This is a genomic window from Brucella sp. TWI559, assembly GCF_039674265.1.
GTDB classification, from domain to species: Bacteria; Pseudomonadota; Alphaproteobacteria; order Rhizobiales; family Rhizobiaceae; genus Brucella; species Brucella chromiisoli.
The window spans coordinates 22495-38049 of the sequence record NZ_JBDJNE010000009.1 but is presented as its reverse complement, the minus strand read 5'-3'; the positions used below and the strand labels follow the sequence as shown (position 1 = coordinate 38049).

Below are 15555 nucleotides of genomic sequence, written 5' to 3'. Positions count from 1 at the left end.
TTCAAACCCCGCGCTTATTGCCCCAGATCAGCACATGAAGCTGGGGCAGCACATGCGCCTCAAACCAGCGGTCGGCCATTACCTTGTCGACCAGCCATTCCATGCGGTTCATGATGCCGTCCATGTCAATGCGGGCATTGTCATTTTCGGGCGGCGGCGGTGTGTGGTTGCCCGGCTGAAGGTAGACAACCAAATGCGGGTGCCGCGCTGATGCGGCCTTTGCAAAGGCATAGTCTGCATCGTCGAAAACCACGAATTTGAGGACTGTTTTCGGCTTTGATCCTGCCGCATCAATGCAGGCGGCAAGCGCATCCCAATCCGTTACCATGCCGCTTGATGGCGGCTTTGGGCTTAAAACCAGCGTGTCGAGCTTCGCAAACCAGTCTTTCGCCACCGATCCCTGAGTTTCCAGCGCAAAACGATAGGCTTGCGCGTGACCATGATCGATCAGTGGTCCAAGAGGCTGGATGGCTGGATTGCCACCTGAAAGTGACACTGTTATGGGCCTTTTTCCAGAAAGTGCCGTCACTTCATGCCAGATTGCATCGACGCTCATTGGCTTCCAGTCATGACGAAAGCGGCTGTCAACAGCGTGCAGACTGTCACACCATGCGCAGCGATAGTCGCAGCCGCCCGTGCGCACAAAAACAGTCGGCTCGCCGCTTAATACGCCTTCGCCCTGAATGGTTGGGCCGAAAATCTCGCTGATGCGAATTTCGGGTTCGATCTTCATGGCTGATGTCCGGGCCGATACTCAGCCCATGTTTTTGGCGTTTCGCTGACCCGCACCGCCGTCACTTCCTGCCAGCGGCTCTTGCACCATTCAAAGAGATGACATGCCAGCACTTCCGCCGTCACGCGATTATGGCCAAGCACATCATTGAGATGGCGGTGATCGAGCTCATCATCAATATAGCGCTTGAGCGGTGCCAACTCGTGATAATCACGCACAAAACCGTGTTCATCGAGAACCGAAGCGGAAAGCTCGACTTCCACGATGTAATTGTGCCCGTGCAGCCGCGCACACTGATGATCGGCTGGCAGTTCGGTTAACTGATGCGAGGCGGAGAAATGAAATTCCTTGGTGATGCGAAACATCAGGCACCCCCTCTTTCGATGGCGGCACGCCAGAAATCAGCATCTTCGTAGAGCGTTGGATCTTGGATCCCGGCCAGATGAAAGGCCTCGCGGCGTTCCACGCATGTGCCGCAGCGTCCGCAATGATGCGCACCGCCTTTGTAGCAGGACCATGTTGCCTCAAATGGTGTTTTGTATTTCGCACCATCCACGACGATGTCGCTTTTTGTCTTTTGCACATAGGGTGCGAGCAGCCTGACATCGGCATAGCCTTCCAGCGCATGATCCTGCATGGTCTGGAAAGCATTGATAAAGCCGGGGCGGCAATCGGGATAGATGAAGTGATCGCCGCCGTGAACGGCAAGCGCCACGGCTTCAGCTTTTTGTGCTGCCGCCACACCAAAGGCAATTGCCAGCATAATGGCATTGCGGTTGGGAACGACCGTGATTTTCATTGTTTCTTCGGCATAATGGCCGTCAGGAACATCAACATCGTCGGTTAGGGCCGAACCGGTGAGGCTTGAACCAATCGGGCGAATATCGATGATCTGATGAGGGACATTGAGCCGCTTTGCACAAGAGGCCGCAAAGTCGAGTTCTTTTTTGTGCCGCTGGCCATAATCAAAAGAGATCAGGCCAGTGAGCTGATGTTCCGCCGCAATTTTATAGCTAAGCGAAACAGAGTCCAATCCGCCGGAGCAGATGACGAGTGTTTTCATCGTTTGAGTCCTTGTTTTGACCGGGTAGGCTGCGACCGGATGTTTACGGGGTTCTCCTAACCCACAAGATTGGGGTTGTAAACGCTATGAAGTTGGGATGCCTCTGATCGTGCAGGACGAAACATGGTGGAAAGCATCACTGGGACCAGATGCGATCGGGGTTAGTGCGAAAACGGAATGACTACCTGTAACAATAAATTCATTTAAATCGATATTGCCGCCCATCCGTGATTGACGTGCACGTCAACCGTCTTTAGGTTTCGGTCCGGTTCCTGACGCTGCGGGGAGGTGCCGGTTTCACGGCGTTTGTGTCAGCAGCGTTTTCATGTCGGATTCTGACATGTGGGCAGAGATTCATGGCGGCATAGTCGCGCCGCAAAAGTCATTGAAGAGGTAATCGCGGATGAAAGTCCTTGTCGCAGTAAAGCGGGTTGTAGATTACAACGTAAAGATCCGGGTCAAGGGTGATGGCTCTGGCGTTGAGCTTGCCAATGTCAAGATGTCGATGAACCCGTTTGACGAGATTGCAGTTGAAGAAGCGCTGCGCCTGAAAGAAGCGGGCAAGGTCTCGGAAATCGTTGTGGTCTCGATTGGTCCGGCACAGGCGCAGGAAACCATCCGCACGGCTCTTGCCATGGGTGCTGATCGCGGCATTCTGGTTAAGGTTGAAGAAACCGTCGAGCCGCTTGGCGTGGCCAAGGTTTTGAAGGGGGTTGTTGAAGCTGAACAGCCAGACCTCGTGTTTCTCGGCAAGCAGGCGATTGACGATGATGCCAACCAGACCGGCCAGATGCTTTCAGCGCTGCTTAACTGGAGCCAGGCAACCTTTGCGTCCAAGGTTGAACTGGGCGATGGTTCTGCCAAGATAACACGCGAAGTCGATGGCGGTCTTCAGACCATTGATGTGAAACTGCCTGCGATTGTGACCGTTGATCTTCGTCTGAACCAGCCGCGCTATGCTTCGCTGCCAAACATCATGAAGGCCAAGAAGAAGCCGCTCGAGGAAAAGTCACCGGCTGATTTTGGCGCCGATATTGCACCGCGTCTTAAGGTTTTGAAGACCGAAGAACCCGGTGGCCGTAAGGCTGGCATCAAGGTTGGTTCGGTTTCTGAACTGGTTGAGAAGCTCAAAGCTGACGGCGTTCTGTAAGAAATCGGAAAGGACAAACACATGGCTATTCTTCTTATTGCCGAACACGACAATGCAAGCCTTTCTGATCAGACGGCAAAGGCTCTGACGGCCGCGGCACAGATCGGCGGCGACGTCGATGTGCTCGTTGCAGGCAAGGGCGCAAAAGCTGCGGCTGATGCAGCTGCCAAGCTTTCCGGCGTGCGCAAGGTTCTGCTTGCTGAAGGCGATGCGCTGGAAAACCAGCTGGCAGAGCCAGTGGCAGCGCTCATCGTTGAACTCGCTGGCAATTACGACACGATCATTGCACCAGCCACCACATCGGCCAAGAATATTCTGCCGCGCGTGGCAGCCCTTCTTGATGTGATGCAGTTGTCTGAAATCATGGAAGTTGTCTCAAGCGACACCTTCAAGCGTCCGATCTATGCCGGCAATGCGGTCCAGACCGTGCAGTCGACTGATGCCAAGAAGGTGATCACCGTGCGCACGGCTTCGTTCTCGGCTACCGGCGAAGGTGGTTCGGCTGCGGTTGAGAGCGTGAATGCAGCGAGCGATCCGGGTCTGTCGCGCTTTGTTGAAAATGCGCTTTCGGGCGGTGATCGTCCAGAACTGACTTCCGCCAAGATCATCATCTCGGGTGGTCGTGCGCTTGGGTCGTCGGAAAAGTTCGAGGAAGTGATCCTGCCGGTTGCTGACAAGCTTGGCGCAGCGGTTGGTGCCAGCCGTGCAGCAGTTGATGCGGGTTATGCACCAAACGACTGGCAGGTTGGCCAGACGGGTAAGGTGGTTGCGCCTGAGCTTTACATTGCGGTTGGTATTTCCGGCGCGATCCAGCATCTGGCGGGCATGAAAGACAGCCGCGTGATCGTCGCGATCAACAAGGATGAAGAAGCACCGATCTTCCAGGTGGCCGATTATGGCCTCGTCGGTGATCTCTTCACGATCCTGCCAGAGCTTGAAAAAGCGCTTTGATTTAAAAGGCGGCAGGGATGACCTGCCGCTTTCTTCTTCTAAGAGCGTTTCGCGTTTTGATGGACCCACGCGAAACGCTCCGAGTCGTTTTTATCGCATTATCTTACGCAACAAAACTTATGCATTTTTGCTGGAAATGCTCTGGTCCTGCGACAATGGCGAGTGGGGCGGCGAATGTGATTGTCTTGCATTTTCTGCCTATAGCTGTCTTGGTAGGTGAGCGTTTTTATAAGCGTGAATGCTTGGCATGAAGGAGTTGGTACTGTGGCAATCAAGACAGTCGGTATTGTTGGCGCGGGGCAGATGGGCAGCGGTATTGCACATGTCTGCGCATTGGCAGGTTACGACGTGCTGCTGCATGATGCGGCTGCGGACAGGCTCGAAAAGGGCATTGCCACCATCAACGGCAACATGGCGCGGCAGGTCTCGTCGGGAAAGCTCGAAGAACAGCAGCGCGCTGATGCGATGAAGCTGATCCGTGCCGCCAATTCCATGCAGGATCTGGCGGGCGTCGATCTGGCCATTGAAGCCGCAACAGAAGATGAAACCGTCAAGCGCAAGATTTTTGCGCAGCTTTGCCCGGTGCTGAACCCGGAAGCGATCGTTGCGACCAATACGTCATCAATCTCCATCACGCGCCTTGCATCTACCACGGATCGCCCGGAGCGTTTCATCGGCATTCATTTCATGAATCCGGTGCCGCTGATGAAGCTGGTTGAACTGGTGCGCGGTATTGCGACCGAGGAAGATACATTCCGCAAGTCAAAGGACTTTGTGACGGCGCTTGGCAAGACCGTCACGGTGGCAGAAGATTTTCCGGCCTTCATCGTTAATCGTATTTTGTTGCCGATGATTAATGAGGCGATCTACACGCTTTATGAGGGTGTTGGCAGTGTGGAAGCCATTGATACGGCCATGAAGCTTGGTGCCAATCATCCGATGGGACCTTTGCAGCTTGCCGATTTCATCGGGCTTGATACCTGTCTTTCGATTATGCAGGTGCTGCATGACGGCCTGTCAGATTCGAAATACCGCCCATGTCCCCTTCTGGTCAAATATGTCGAAGCGGGATGGCTGGGCCGCAAAACGGGTCGTGGCTTTTATGATTATCGCGGAGAGCATCCCGTTCCGACCCGCTGATCAAGTCTTTGTTTTCTCCAAAGCCGGTATTTCGATACCGGCTTTTTTAGTTGTGTCTAATTTCCCACGCCTGTGGAAAACTTGAATATCCTTACTGTTAACTTAACCTTAACCACGACGCTTCAGGAGTTATTCATCTTTAATGGTTAAAGTTTTCATTAAGATGTTCGGAAGCGAAAAGCATTCAACAGAGCTTAAACGTTTCAATATCGGGCATTATTTTTCGAGCAGCAAATTCGTGATGAGGTGAAGACGATGAACATTATCGTTCAGCTACGTGACAGCGTTAATGTCATCCGTGAATTCGTCGCACCAAGCTACAGGCCAGAGCGCCATTATATGCGCGGACCTGGCCCGGCTTGCGCGGCACGCACGGTCAATTAGAATCGAAAAACCGGTTCGCACTTTTGATGGAAATGCTCTAGTTCCAGAATTTTGTTCTGGTTTCAGGCAACAGAAAAGCCAGAGTGGGTGACCACTCTGGCTTTTTGTTTAGCGCTTTTGCTTATTCCAAGCCTTCAAACAGTGCCGTTGAAAGATAGCGTTCTGCGAAGGATGGAATGATGATGACGATGTTCTTGCCCTTGTTTTCAGGACGTTTGCCAATTTCGATGGCAGCGGTGAGGGCGGCACCTGAAGAAATGCCGACCGGAATGCCTTCAAGACGTGCAATCAGACGGGCGTTGGCAAAGGAATCTTCGTTGGAGACGGTAACAATTTCGTCATAGATGCTTGTGTCGAGGGTCTTTGGTGCAAAGCCGGCACCGATGCCCTGAATTTTATGCGGGCCGGGTGTTCCGCCGGAAAGAATGGGCGAGTCTTTTGGCTCGACAGCAACCACTTTGAAAGACGGTTTGCGCGCCTTGATGACCTGGCCAACGCCGGTGATCGTGCCGCCGGTGCCGATGCCTGAGATCAGAATATCGGCTTCGCCATTGGTGTCGTTCCAGATTTCCTCAGCCGTCGTGAGGCGATGAATTTCTGGATTTGCCGGGTTTTCAAACTGCTGTGGAATGATCGCATTTGGATTGCCTTCAGCAATTTCTTCAGCCTTTGTGATCGCGCCTTTCATGCCTTTTGCACCCTCGGTCAAAACGAGTTCAGCACCCAAAAGCTTGAGCAACTTGCGGCGTTCAACCGACATGGTTTCAGGCATGGTCAGCACAAGGCGGTAACCCTTTGCTGCGGCTGCAAAGGCCAGCGCGATACCGGTGTTGCCGGATGTCGGCTCGACAAAAACAGTTTTTCCCGGAACGGCCTTGCCCTGTGCCTCAAGCGCTTCGATCAGTGCCAGACCGATGCGGTCCTTGACGCTTGCCAGCGGATTGAAGAATTCCAGCTTTACCAGCAGATTGGCTTCAACGCCGTTTTCCTTGGCGAATTTGTCGATGCGCACGAGCGGTGTGTCGCCGATTGTATCGAGAATGGAATTATAGATGCGACCGCGCCCTGCGGGTTCACCGTTTTTTCCGCCAAGTGGCTTGCTCATGGAATAATCTCCTTCTGTTGAGGGCGAAGTTTATGAGGAAATGGCGCAAAAGCATAGCTGCTTCCATGCTTCTGATTGGATAATAATGGAATTATATTCTAAAAATTTCTCTTTGCTAGAAGAAGATTCCAGGCTGTTGCGTGCCGTTAAAGCGCATGATCATTTGTTGGAAAATCGCGCAATGCTCAAGTGAAAACAGATCGCGTGCTCTTTCGATCAGCCTCTTATGTCTGTAAGCTTTTGGCGTCTGATTGATCCGCATCAATGTTCTTTTTGCGACGAGCGCACATGATCGGGTCGTGATCGCAAACTGGAGGCATGGGCCGTGTATAAGACAATTCTGATTGCAACCGATGGGTCTGAACTTGCCGATAAGGGCATTGAACAGGGCGTGGCGCTGGCCAAGAAGTTTGGCTCGAAAGTGCTGCTCGTTTCTGTGACCGAGCTTCTGCCATCCTATGGGATCGTGGTTGCTGCAGAATGGGCCTCAAGCCCTGCTGCTTTTCAGGAATATCGTGAGGCAATCACCAAAGCGGCGACAGAATTGCTCTTGAAAGCCAAAGCCAAGGCGGAAGCCGCAGGCGTTCATGCCGAAACTTTACACATTGAGAATCAGTCGCCAGCGCAGGGCATCATTGAAGCCGCCAAGCAGACAGGCAGTGACCTGATCGTTATCGCATCGCATGGCCGCCGTGGTGTCAATAAGCTGCTTCTTGGCAGTCAGGCTGCTGAAATCCTCTCTTTAAGCTCTGTACCTGTGCTTGTGGTCAAATAAATCACGCAATCTGCAAAATGCTAAACACAGGACAATGTTCGCTCACAGTCGCATAAGAGACTAACAACGCAAGAAGATTGCCCCATATCTCTGTTAGACTTCTCTGGCCTCTAAGGGCAGGAGAAGTTTTTCAGGAGATTATCATGACCGCGCCGCGTCCATCGAAGACCAGCATTGGCAATCATCTGCTTCATCCCGAAACACAGATGCTTAATTATGGTTACGATCCCGAGCTATCCGAGGGAGCTGTCAAACCGCCTGTTTTTCTGACATCGACCTTTGTGTTCAAAAGCGCTGAAGATGGGCGCGACTTTTTTGATTTTGTTTCCGGGCGCAAAGAGCCTCCCGCTGGCGTTGGGGCGGGGCTCGTTTATTCGCGTTTCAACCATCCTAACAGCGAGATCGTAGAAGATCGCCTGGCTGTTTATGAAGGCACGGAAAGCGGTGCGCTGTTTTCCTCCGGTATGTCGGCGATTGCCACGACCCTCTTTGCATTCACTCGGCCCGGTGATGTGATTCTGCATTCGCAGCCGCTTTATGGCGGCACAGAAACGCTGCTTGCCAAGACATTCCATAATTTCGGTGTTGAGGCTGTGGCCTTTGCTGACGGTGTCCACGAGACTTCTATCCAAGAGGCAACCGATAGGGCGGTACAGAAGGGGCGCGTGTCGGTTATTCTGATTGAAACGCCTGCCAATCCAACCAACAGCCTTGTCGATATTGCTGCGATCCGGCGCGTTGCAGAAAAGATCGCCGCCAAGCAGAATGGCCACCGCCCTGTGATCGTGTGCGATAACACATTGCTTGGCCCGGTTTTTCAGAAGCCGCTTGATCACGGTGCAGACCTGTCACTCTATTCGCTGACGAAATATGTCGGTGGCCATTCCGATCTGATTGCCGGTGCCGTTCTTGGCGCGAAGGCGGTTGTCAAACAGGTGAAAGCGCTGCGTGGCGCCATTGGCACACAGCTTGATCCGCATTCGTGCTGGATGCTGGGGCGATCGCTCGAAACACTTGGTATTCGTATGGAACGTGCGAACAACAACGCACGCGCGGTTGCGGATTTCCTGCGGGGGCACCCCAGGGTCGAAAAACTGCATTATCTGCCTTTTGAGGATGAAAATTCGGCGGCTGGGCAATTGTTCAAGCGCCAATGCACCGGAGCGGGTTCGACTTTCTCCTTTGATATCAAAGGCGGTCAAGCGGCAGCATTTCGCTTCCTCAATGCACTGGAAATATTGAAGCTGGCCGTTAGCCTCGGCGGAACGGAATCGCTGGCTAGCCATCCGGCGGCAATGACGCATTCCGGTGTTCCGGTGGATGTGCGTGAACGCATCGGTGTATTGGAAACAACCATAAGACTGTCGATTGGTATTGAACACCCGGACGACTTGATCGCTGATCTTGCTCAGGCGCTTGAAGCAGTTTGATTGATATGGTGCGGGTGGTCGGAATCGAACCGACACTCCTTTCGGAACCGGATTTTGAGTCCGGCGCGTCTACCAGTTCCACCACACCCGCACGTGACTGCTTAAGCAGTTTGATATGGTCCAAAAACGGACAGCGGGGAGGGATATACCGGCTAAACGAAACAACGTCAATCGCCGTCGGGCGGTTGACTGATTATAGTTTCAGGTTTTTCACGACGCGCAGTCCACAGTCTCCTGATCGCTCGTCAGTCCGGTTGAAACAGATCGGCGTTCTGATTGTCTGTTTGATCGCGCAGCGTGTTTAAAAACTGTTTCACACATATCATCACGCGCTCGAAGGTGTAAATTGCTTCCTTCGCTTAAAGCATTTCCTGTTTTGATTAAACTATTGGAAATGCTCTATCTGTTTGTTTTCACGCATGCCATTCTCGGATCGTAGCGCGAATAGAAATCAGACCGGCGGACGGATTTCTCCGCGAAGGCGGTTCCCACTTTTTCGCGACATGCTCTAGCGGCGGATATTGTGCTCGACAATATTCCAGCAGACCAGACATGCAATGAGGCCCAACACGATGAGGTCAAGTGTTTTCAGGTATGAAAGATATTCCAACATAGCGCATCTCCTTCCCACAGGAGGCGCTTTGGTTTTTGTGAAGCAGCGAAAGAGGGGCGTGTTTATATTTTTACTTGATTGCTTTCGAGTAAAACCCGGAGCCAATCAATTTATACCCTCAATTTCACCTGCCAAAATAGTTTACAGGCGCTCTCCTGAAACAAATGATAGCACAGCTTTTTGATTTCTCAAGTAAATGTGACTTTTATTTCCGATCGGTAAAATTGCGGATTCTATTTCGAATAATCCGGGTGAGATTGCGCGTGCGCTGATAAAGATGAATTTGCGCCGCCGCCTGACGAACATGCTTGTCTGCGCCCGGATGAAGTCCGACAACAAGCGTTTCAATGGTTTCACGCTCCTCAAACAAGCGCGACATAACCGGGTGGTCGGGCACCGCACAGGAATCGGTGCGTGTGATGTTGGGGTCTTCGAGATGGTTTTTCACCACTTCAATCATCAGCAGCATGCCGGGCGAATAGGCTTGAAGCGTTTCATCAAAGGCCGTTTTCCAGGTCCATGCTTCGCCTGAAACCGTGAAGACGATCAGGATCGCAATCACGCGACCATTGAATTCAAGTGTGTGGATGCGCACGCAATCGCGCTCGGCCAGATTGTTGACCGCCTCACGTGCGAAAGCCGCGCGGAAACGGTCGACCGCCATGGCCGTGCCGCGCCGCCCTTTCCAGCCGCTCGCTTCAAGCGTCAGAAAATGCTCGAATGTGTGGCGCACTTCGTCAGGCTTTCTTGCGATGCGATAGGCGAGTTCGCCTTTCTCGGCAAGACGACGCCACAGCCGGGCATATTCGCGGCGATGATGCGGGCCAATGGCTTGCTTGACATAGGTCTCACCATCAAGATCGCTCTTAAGGAATGGCCGCTCTTTTCGCTCAATGGAGACAATCGGCAATTGCCGTCCGACAGCCACGGAACGGATCAGTTTTGCAACCGGGCCGTCAGCGCGCATTTCTGGCAGTACAAGCACTTCCGGCATTTTGATATGATCGCGGGCCAGAATATCGAACAGATCTTCAAGAACGCCCAAAGGATCGTCATGATCGATTAGCGGAGTGCCCTGAGGGCCAAATGGTGTGGCCCATGCGCGAATAACGGGCGATGACAGGGGAAAGCCGGGGCGCTCAATCGTATAAGGCATGACGAAACGCAGGCGGCTGCGCACGTCATTTTCGTCACGCATAACCATGAAGCGCACTTCGCGATCTTCAAGGCGCGGCATAGCGGGCGCGAGAAAGCGTGCATTAAAGAAGATGTTCGGCTCTATTGTTCGGTTGCTCAGATGATCAAGCTCGTCGCGCAGTTCAAAGCCTGCGGATGCGCCATAGATTGCGAGCTTGCGCGGAATGGCGCGGCTGCTAAGGCTTTCCTCCAGCCGTTTGGTCGCATCCCTGGCAGGCAGTGTTTCAGAGAGTTGCGAAATAATGCGTGCGGTGTGTCCACCTGCGGATTCCTCGAGCAAAGGTTTTGCTGCCATTACAAACTCTCCTCAGAGGTATTGCTGCGGGCATTTGCTGCCATTGCAAAGCGCATGAACACCGCCAGCAGCGATAAACGCTGAGCGCGCATCGACGTCCTTGGAAACAGCAAAACACGATCGACCCGCCCTGTCACAGAACGATGTTTCGTTGCGATCCTGCCAGATAAATTCCGGCTTGCTGCATTCGCGGCAGATAAACGCACTTGTTGCCAACCCTGTTTGTTGCGACCTTTATTTCAGGCCCATTCTTTCCGGTGATCTTCTGAAGGATCACCGTTTTACCGCATCCCGTATTTTTCGGCCTGCGATGGCTGAACATTAGATGCCAGTTCTTTATAAAGGTAAAAAGAAAAGGCCTCCTGTGTGAAAGTGAAGCCAAAATTTTGAAATGGTAATTACTTCGTGAATATATCGGTGATTTCGCAATTTCTAATTAACAAGGCGGACTACCATGATGCTTATAATAAAAACCCGGCGATTGTGCGCCGGGTTTTGGTTTTAAGGAGCATGTTTCGGGCGTGGCTTAGTCAAACGCGCCGTGGCAATGCTTGTATTTCTTGCCAGAGCCGCACGGGCAGGCTTCGTTGCGGCTGATCTTGCCCCAGGTCCTTGGATCGGCGGGATCGCGTTCACTGGCGGGAATGATACGCTCATCCTGCTGATGTTCGGCCCATGAATTCTCATCAAAATCATTCTCGCCGGTGGTTCCATCGATGTGGACGCCAGTCATTGGCGGAAGCTCGGGCTCTGGTGGGGCTTCGCGCACGATTTCGACGCGCATCAGCTGGGTAATGACCACTTCACGCAGGTTTGCAAGCAGGGCCTGAAACAGTTCGAAGCCTTCCGTCTTGTACTCGTTCAGCGGATCGCGCTGTGCATAGCCACGGAAACCAACGACCGAACGTAAATGGTCGAGATTGACCAGATGTTCGCGCCAGAGGTTATCGAGTGACTGCATGATCACTGACTTTTCGATGTATGTCATGATCTGCGGGCCGAAGCGTTCTGCCTTCTCGGCTGCGGCCTTGTCCGCGGCTTCCTTGATCCGGGCTTCAAACTCTTCTTCGGCGATACCTTCTTCCTTGGCCCATTCGTCCACAGGAAGAGCGAGGTTCAACTTGGTGAGAATGTCGTCCTTGAGGCCGGCAATATCCCATTTTTCAGCGTAAGCATCTTTCGGGATCCGAAGCGCGACCATATCTTCGATCACTTCGTGACGCATCTCCGCAACGGTATCGGTCAGGTCTTCGTCGTCCATGATTTCAAGGCGCTGCTCGAAGATTACCTTACGCTGATCATTCATCACGTCATCGTATTTGAGCAGGTTCTTGCGGATTTCGAAGTTCCGCGCTTCCACCTTGGTCTGCGCCTTTTCAAGCGCCTTGTTGATCCATGGATGCACGATCGCTTCGTCTTCCTTGAGACCCAGCTTCTGCAGCATGCCGTCCATACGGTCGGAGCCGAAGATACGCATCAAATCATCCTGAAGCGACAGGAAGAATTTTGAACGGCCCGGATCGCCCTGACGGCCGGAACGACCGCGCAGCTGGTTATCGATGCGGCGGCTTTCATGGCGTTCTGTGGCAAGAACATACAGGCCGCCTGCAGCCAGTGCCTTTTCCTTCAGCCTTGCAATATCGGCCTTGAGTTCGGCAATTTTGGCAGTGCGTTCGGGACCTTCCGGTACATCTGAAAGCTCGCGCTGCACGCGCATTTCAAGATTGCCGCCAAGCTGAATATCCGTACCGCGACCAGCCATATTGGTGGCAATCGTAATTGCACCCGGAACACCGGCCTGTGCAATGATGAAAGCTTCCTGCTCATGGTAACGGGCGTTGAGAACCTGGAAGTCTTTGATGCCGTCTTTGCGCAGGCGCTCAGCCAGAAGTTCCGACTTTTCAATCGAAGTCGTGCCGACAAGAACAGGCTGGCCTTTTTCGTGGGAGGCGCGAATGTCACGCACGATGGCTTTGTATTTCTCTTCGACGGTGCGATAGACTTCGTCGTCTTCATCAATGCGCTTGACCGGCAGGTTGGTCGGAATTTCAAGAACGTCGAGACTGTAAATATTGCCGAACTCTTCCGCTTCCGTGGCAGCCGTACCGGTCATGCCGGAGAGCTTGGTATACATGCGGAAGTAGTTCTGGAAGGTGATCGAAGCCAGCGTCTGATTTTCAGGCTGGATGGTCACATGTTCCTTGGCTTCCAGTGCCTGATGCAGACCTTCCGAGAAGCGGCGGCCCGGCATCATGCGGCCGGTGAATTCGTCAATGATGATGATTTCATCATTGCGGACGATATAGTCCTTGTCACGCTGGAACAGCTTGTGCGCGCGAAGGGCATTGTTGAGGTGATGAACAACCGAAACATTTTCGATGTCGTAGAGGCTTTCGCCTTTGAGATGGCCAGCAGCTTCCAGAAGCTGCTCAACCTTTTCAGTTCCGACTTCGGTGAAGATTGCGGTCTTCTGTTTTTCATCGATTTCAAAATCTTCCGGCTCAAGTGCCGGAATGAATGTGTCGATGAGATTGTAAAAGTCTGAACGATCCTCCAGCGGGCCGGAAATAATCAGCGGGGTGCGTGCTTCGTCGATGAGGATCGAATCCACTTCGTCGACGATGGCGTAGTTGTGACCGCGCTGCACCATCTGGCCACGCTCATATTTCATATTATCGCGCAGATAATCGAAACCGAGTTCGTTGTTGGTGGCGTAGGTGATGTCACAGGCGTAAGCAGCCTGACGCTCATTGTCATCGAGGCCGTGCTTGATGACACCGACGGTCAGCCCCAGGAAGTTATAAAGCTTTCCCATGGTTTCGGCATCGCGGCTGGCAAGGTAATCATTGACTGTCACCACATGCACGCCCTTGCCTTCAAGAGCGTTGAGGTAGACAGGCAGCGTTGCCATCAGCGTCTTGCCTTCACCGGTGCGCATTTCGGCGATACCGCGTTCGTGCAGAACCATGCCGCCGATCAGCTGGACATCGAACGGGCGCATACCGAGCACACGCTTGGCCGCTTCACGCGCCGTTGCAAAAGCGTCGGGAAGCAGTGCATCCAGCTTTTTGCCCTGAGCGAGTTCTGCACGGAATTCCGCAGTCTTCGCCTGTAGCTGTTCGTCGGTTAGGGCTTCGTAATTCTTCTCAAGCGCAGTAATCTGTTCCGCACGAACGCGCAATGATTTCACATGGCGGTCGTTGGATGAACCGAATATCTTGCGGGCGAGGCCGCCAAAGCTGACCATTCCTGGTCCTTTCCTGTCCGTTCAGCCGGAAGCGCTTCCGGCGTCATGGCCTCTCTCGATTTCACCGAAATTCGCGAAAGGCTCTAACTCTTTGTTTTGTCGCATTTTCGAACGCAAAACCGCTGCGCACTTTTGCTGATAATGCTTTGTCGAATGCTTTATTCACGCGTATTGAAACAAATGCAAGAAAACTACGCTGTCAACGCTGCCAGAAACGGCGCGTTTTAGCGCAATTCGCCCGGTCGCTTACTGGACGACAAGACGAAGGACAGATAAGAGGGGCTTCGAGCGATGTCAATGTTGCTCGATAAGACGGAAAACCTGTCTTTTCTCACTAATAAGTGTGTTTCAGGGCCAAATTCTGCCGCATTAATGGGGCCGTTAGGTGGTCTCGAAGGAGAGAATCTCATATGAAAGCCATTCTCAAAGCCCCTTATCGCAAGGCACTTGCCGTTCTTGCAACCTCGGTTGCACTCGCTGGTTTTTCCAGTTCGGCTGTCTTTGCACAGGATGCAGCGAAACCCGCAGAGGCAGCACAGTCTGCGGCTGCTTCCGAAGATCCGGCAAAGGTTCTGGCCACCGTCGGCGGTAAGGACATTACTGTCGGTGACGTTGATCAGGCTGCAGGGGATCTTGATCCGCAGTTTGCACGTCTTCCAGCCGAGCAGCGCCGTCTGGCCGCTCTTGCAGCGCTCATCGACATCAAGGCGATGGCTGGAGAAGCCGTGAAAGAAAAGCTCGATCAGAGCGAGGATTTCAAGAAGCGCATGGAATTCCTGCGTGAACGTGCTCTGCACAATGAATATTTCAAGGATGCGATTGTCGACAAGATTTCCGATGCCGATGTTCGTGCGCGTTACGACAAGGAAATCGCGGCCATTCCTCCACAGACTGAAGTGCGTGCTCGTCACATTCTCGTCAAGACCAAGGAAGAAGCGGAAGCCATCATCAAGAAGCTTGAAGGTGGTGCGAAGTTTGAAGATCTCGCCAAAGAAAACTCCACCGATGGCACTGCCGCCAATGGTGGTGATCTTGGTTATTTCTCCGAAGGCCAGATGGTTCCGGAATTTGAAAAGGCCGCTTTTGCCCTCAAGCCGGGTGAATACACCAAGGAGCCGGTGCAGACGCAGTTTGGCTTCCACGTCATTCAGCTTGAAGATCGCCGCACCAAGCAGCCGCCGGCATTTGATCAGGTTTCCGACCAGATTCGTTCGATCATCATGCGTGAGCGTTATGTCGAGGCCGTCAAGAAGCTGCGCGATGGCTTGAAGATCGAATATAAGGATCCTGCCGTCGATAAAGCGATGAAGGAAGCGGCCGCCGCTCAGGAAGCGGCGGATAAAGGCGATTCGCCTGATGCCGCTCAACCACAGCAGTAAATTATGAATTCACAAAGCGCCCCGGAAGTCCGGGGCGTTTTTTGTTGAACGTTAGTTAAAGCTTGATTTTGTGCTGCAAACCTTTCCAATGCG

At 53.0% G+C, this 15555-nt stretch carries 13 protein-coding genes and 1 tRNA gene; 7 read left to right on the top strand and 7 right to left on the bottom strand.

Going from position 1 to position 15555, the window contains the following annotated elements:
* Position 1: 1 nt before the first annotated feature.
* From queE to queC, 3 genes are read right to left on the bottom strand one after another with little or no spacing between them, the layout of a single operon-like run.
* Positions 2-733: a 7-carboxy-7-deazaguanine synthase QueE gene (gene queE / locus ABE530_RS12630; RefSeq protein WP_499694732.1), complete on the bottom strand. Its 732-nt coding sequence runs from the start codon at positions 731-733 to the stop codon at positions 2-4.
* A complete protein-coding gene (gene queD / locus ABE530_RS12625; protein WP_499694731.1) occupies positions 730-1098 on the bottom strand; it encodes a 6-carboxytetrahydropterin synthase QueD in 369 nt (122 codons plus the stop codon). Before queD ends, queE begins: the two co-directional genes overlap by 4 nt.
* Positions 1098-1796 (bottom strand): 7-cyano-7-deazaguanine synthase QueC, encoded by a 699-nt coding sequence (gene queC, locus ABE530_RS12620; RefSeq protein WP_265982307.1) that lies wholly within the window; start codon positions 1794-1796, stop codon positions 1098-1100. The genes queD and queC overlap by 1 nt, the downstream gene beginning before the upstream one ends.
* Positions 1797-2199: 403 nt before the next feature.
* On the opposite strand from queC, the gene ABE530_RS12615 reads away from it, so the two are divergent.
* The 4 genes from ABE530_RS12615 (at position 2200) to ABE530_RS12600 (ending at position 5421) form a co-directional block, all read left to right on the top strand.
* Entirely contained in the window at positions 2200-2946 is a 747-nt protein-coding gene (locus ABE530_RS12615) for an electron transfer flavoprotein subunit beta/FixA family protein (RefSeq protein ID WP_265982306.1), read from the top strand.
* A gap of 21 nt (positions 2947-2967) precedes the next feature.
* A complete protein-coding gene (locus tag ABE530_RS12610; protein ID WP_499694730.1) occupies positions 2968-3897 on the top strand; it encodes an electron transfer flavoprotein subunit alpha/FixB family protein in 930 nt (309 codons plus the stop codon).
* Positions 3898-4161: 264 nt separating this feature from the next.
* Positions 4162-5037: a 3-hydroxybutyryl-CoA dehydrogenase gene (locus ABE530_RS12605; protein WP_265982303.1), complete on the top strand. Its 876-nt coding sequence runs from the start codon at positions 4162-4164 to the stop codon at positions 5035-5037.
* Between the two features lie 255 nt (positions 5038-5292).
* Positions 5293-5421, top strand: coding sequence for a hypothetical protein (locus ABE530_RS12600; protein ID WP_260525696.1), 129 nt, complete (start codon positions 5293-5295; stop codon positions 5419-5421).
* Positions 5422-5542: 121 nt separating this feature from the next.
* On the opposite strand, the gene cysK is transcribed toward ABE530_RS12600, so the two are convergent.
* Positions 5543-6526, bottom strand: a complete 984-nt coding sequence (cysK, locus tag ABE530_RS12595) for a cysteine synthase A (protein WP_499694729.1) — start codon at positions 6524-6526, stop codon at positions 5543-5545.
* Between the two features lie 325 nt (positions 6527-6851).
* Here cysK and ABE530_RS12590 point away from each other — a divergent pair, with 325 nt between their 5' ends.
* Entirely contained in the window at positions 6852-7301 is a 450-nt protein-coding gene (locus tag ABE530_RS12590; protein ID WP_265982300.1) for a universal stress protein, read from the top strand.
* 143 nt (positions 7302-7444) lie between these two features.
* On the top strand, positions 7445-8731 hold the full coding sequence (locus ABE530_RS12585; RefSeq protein ID WP_499694728.1) for a cystathionine gamma-synthase family protein: 1287 nt from the start codon (positions 7445-7447) through the stop codon (positions 8729-8731).
* 6 nt (positions 8732-8737) lie between these two features.
* On the opposite strand, the gene ABE530_RS12580 is transcribed toward ABE530_RS12585, so the two are convergent.
* From ABE530_RS12580 to secA, 3 genes are all read right to left on the bottom strand, one after another.
* Positions 8738-8822, bottom strand: a tRNA-Leu gene (locus ABE530_RS12580).
* A 727-nt stretch (positions 8823-9549) separates the two neighbouring features.
* Positions 9550-10836, bottom strand: a complete 1287-nt coding sequence (gene bspF, locus ABE530_RS12575; RefSeq protein WP_499694727.1) for a type IV secretion system effector crotonyl transferase BspF — start codon at positions 10834-10836, stop codon at positions 9550-9552.
* A gap of 526 nt (positions 10837-11362) precedes the next feature.
* A complete protein-coding gene (secA, locus tag ABE530_RS12570) occupies positions 11363-14083 on the bottom strand; it encodes a preprotein translocase subunit SecA (protein ID WP_265986930.1) in 2721 nt (906 codons plus the stop codon).
* 410 nt (positions 14084-14493) lie between these two features.
* On the opposite strand from secA, the gene ABE530_RS12565 reads away from it, so the two are divergent.
* A complete protein-coding gene (locus ABE530_RS12565; RefSeq protein ID WP_265986929.1) occupies positions 14494-15462 on the top strand; it encodes a peptidylprolyl isomerase in 969 nt (322 codons plus the stop codon).
* Positions 15463-15555 lie beyond the last annotated feature (93 nt).

Excerpts from the sequence above, each read along its gene's own strand:
- ABE530_RS12565 (WP_265986929.1), top strand. The coding sequence starts at position 14,494 with ATGAAAGCCATTCTCAAAGCCCCTTATCGCAAGGCACTTGCCGTTCTT.
- ABE530_RS12610 (WP_499694730.1), top strand. The coding sequence starts at position 2,968 with ATGGCTATTCTTCTTATTGCCGAACACGACAATGCAAGCCTTTCTGAT.
- ABE530_RS12615 (WP_265982306.1), top strand. The coding sequence starts at position 2,200 with ATGAAAGTCCTTGTCGCAGTAAAGCGGGTTGTAGATTACAACGTAAAG.
- queD (WP_499694731.1), bottom strand. The coding sequence starts at position 1,098 with ATGTTTCGCATCACCAAGGAATTTCATTTCTCCGCCTCGCATCAGTTA.
- secA (WP_265986930.1), bottom strand. The coding sequence starts at position 14,083 with ATGGTCAGCTTTGGCGGCCTCGCCCGCAAGATATTCGGTTCATCCAAC.
- queE (WP_499694732.1), bottom strand. The coding sequence starts at position 733 with ATGAAGATCGAACCCGAAATTCGCATCAGCGAGATTTTCGGCCCAACC.
- ABE530_RS12585 (WP_499694728.1), top strand. The coding sequence starts at position 7,445 with ATGACCGCGCCGCGTCCATCGAAGACCAGCATTGGCAATCATCTGCTT.
- cysK (WP_499694729.1), bottom strand. The coding sequence starts at position 6,526 with ATGAGCAAGCCACTTGGCGGAAAAAACGGTGAACCCGCAGGGCGCGGT.
- ABE530_RS12600 (WP_260525696.1), top strand. The coding sequence starts at position 5,293 with ATGAACATTATCGTTCAGCTACGTGACAGCGTTAATGTCATCCGTGAA.
- queC (WP_265982307.1), bottom strand. The coding sequence starts at position 1,796 with ATGAAAACACTCGTCATCTGCTCCGGCGGATTGGACTCTGTTTCGCTT.
- bspF (WP_499694727.1), bottom strand. The coding sequence starts at position 10,836 with ATGGCAGCAAAACCTTTGCTCGAGGAATCCGCAGGTGGACACACCGCA.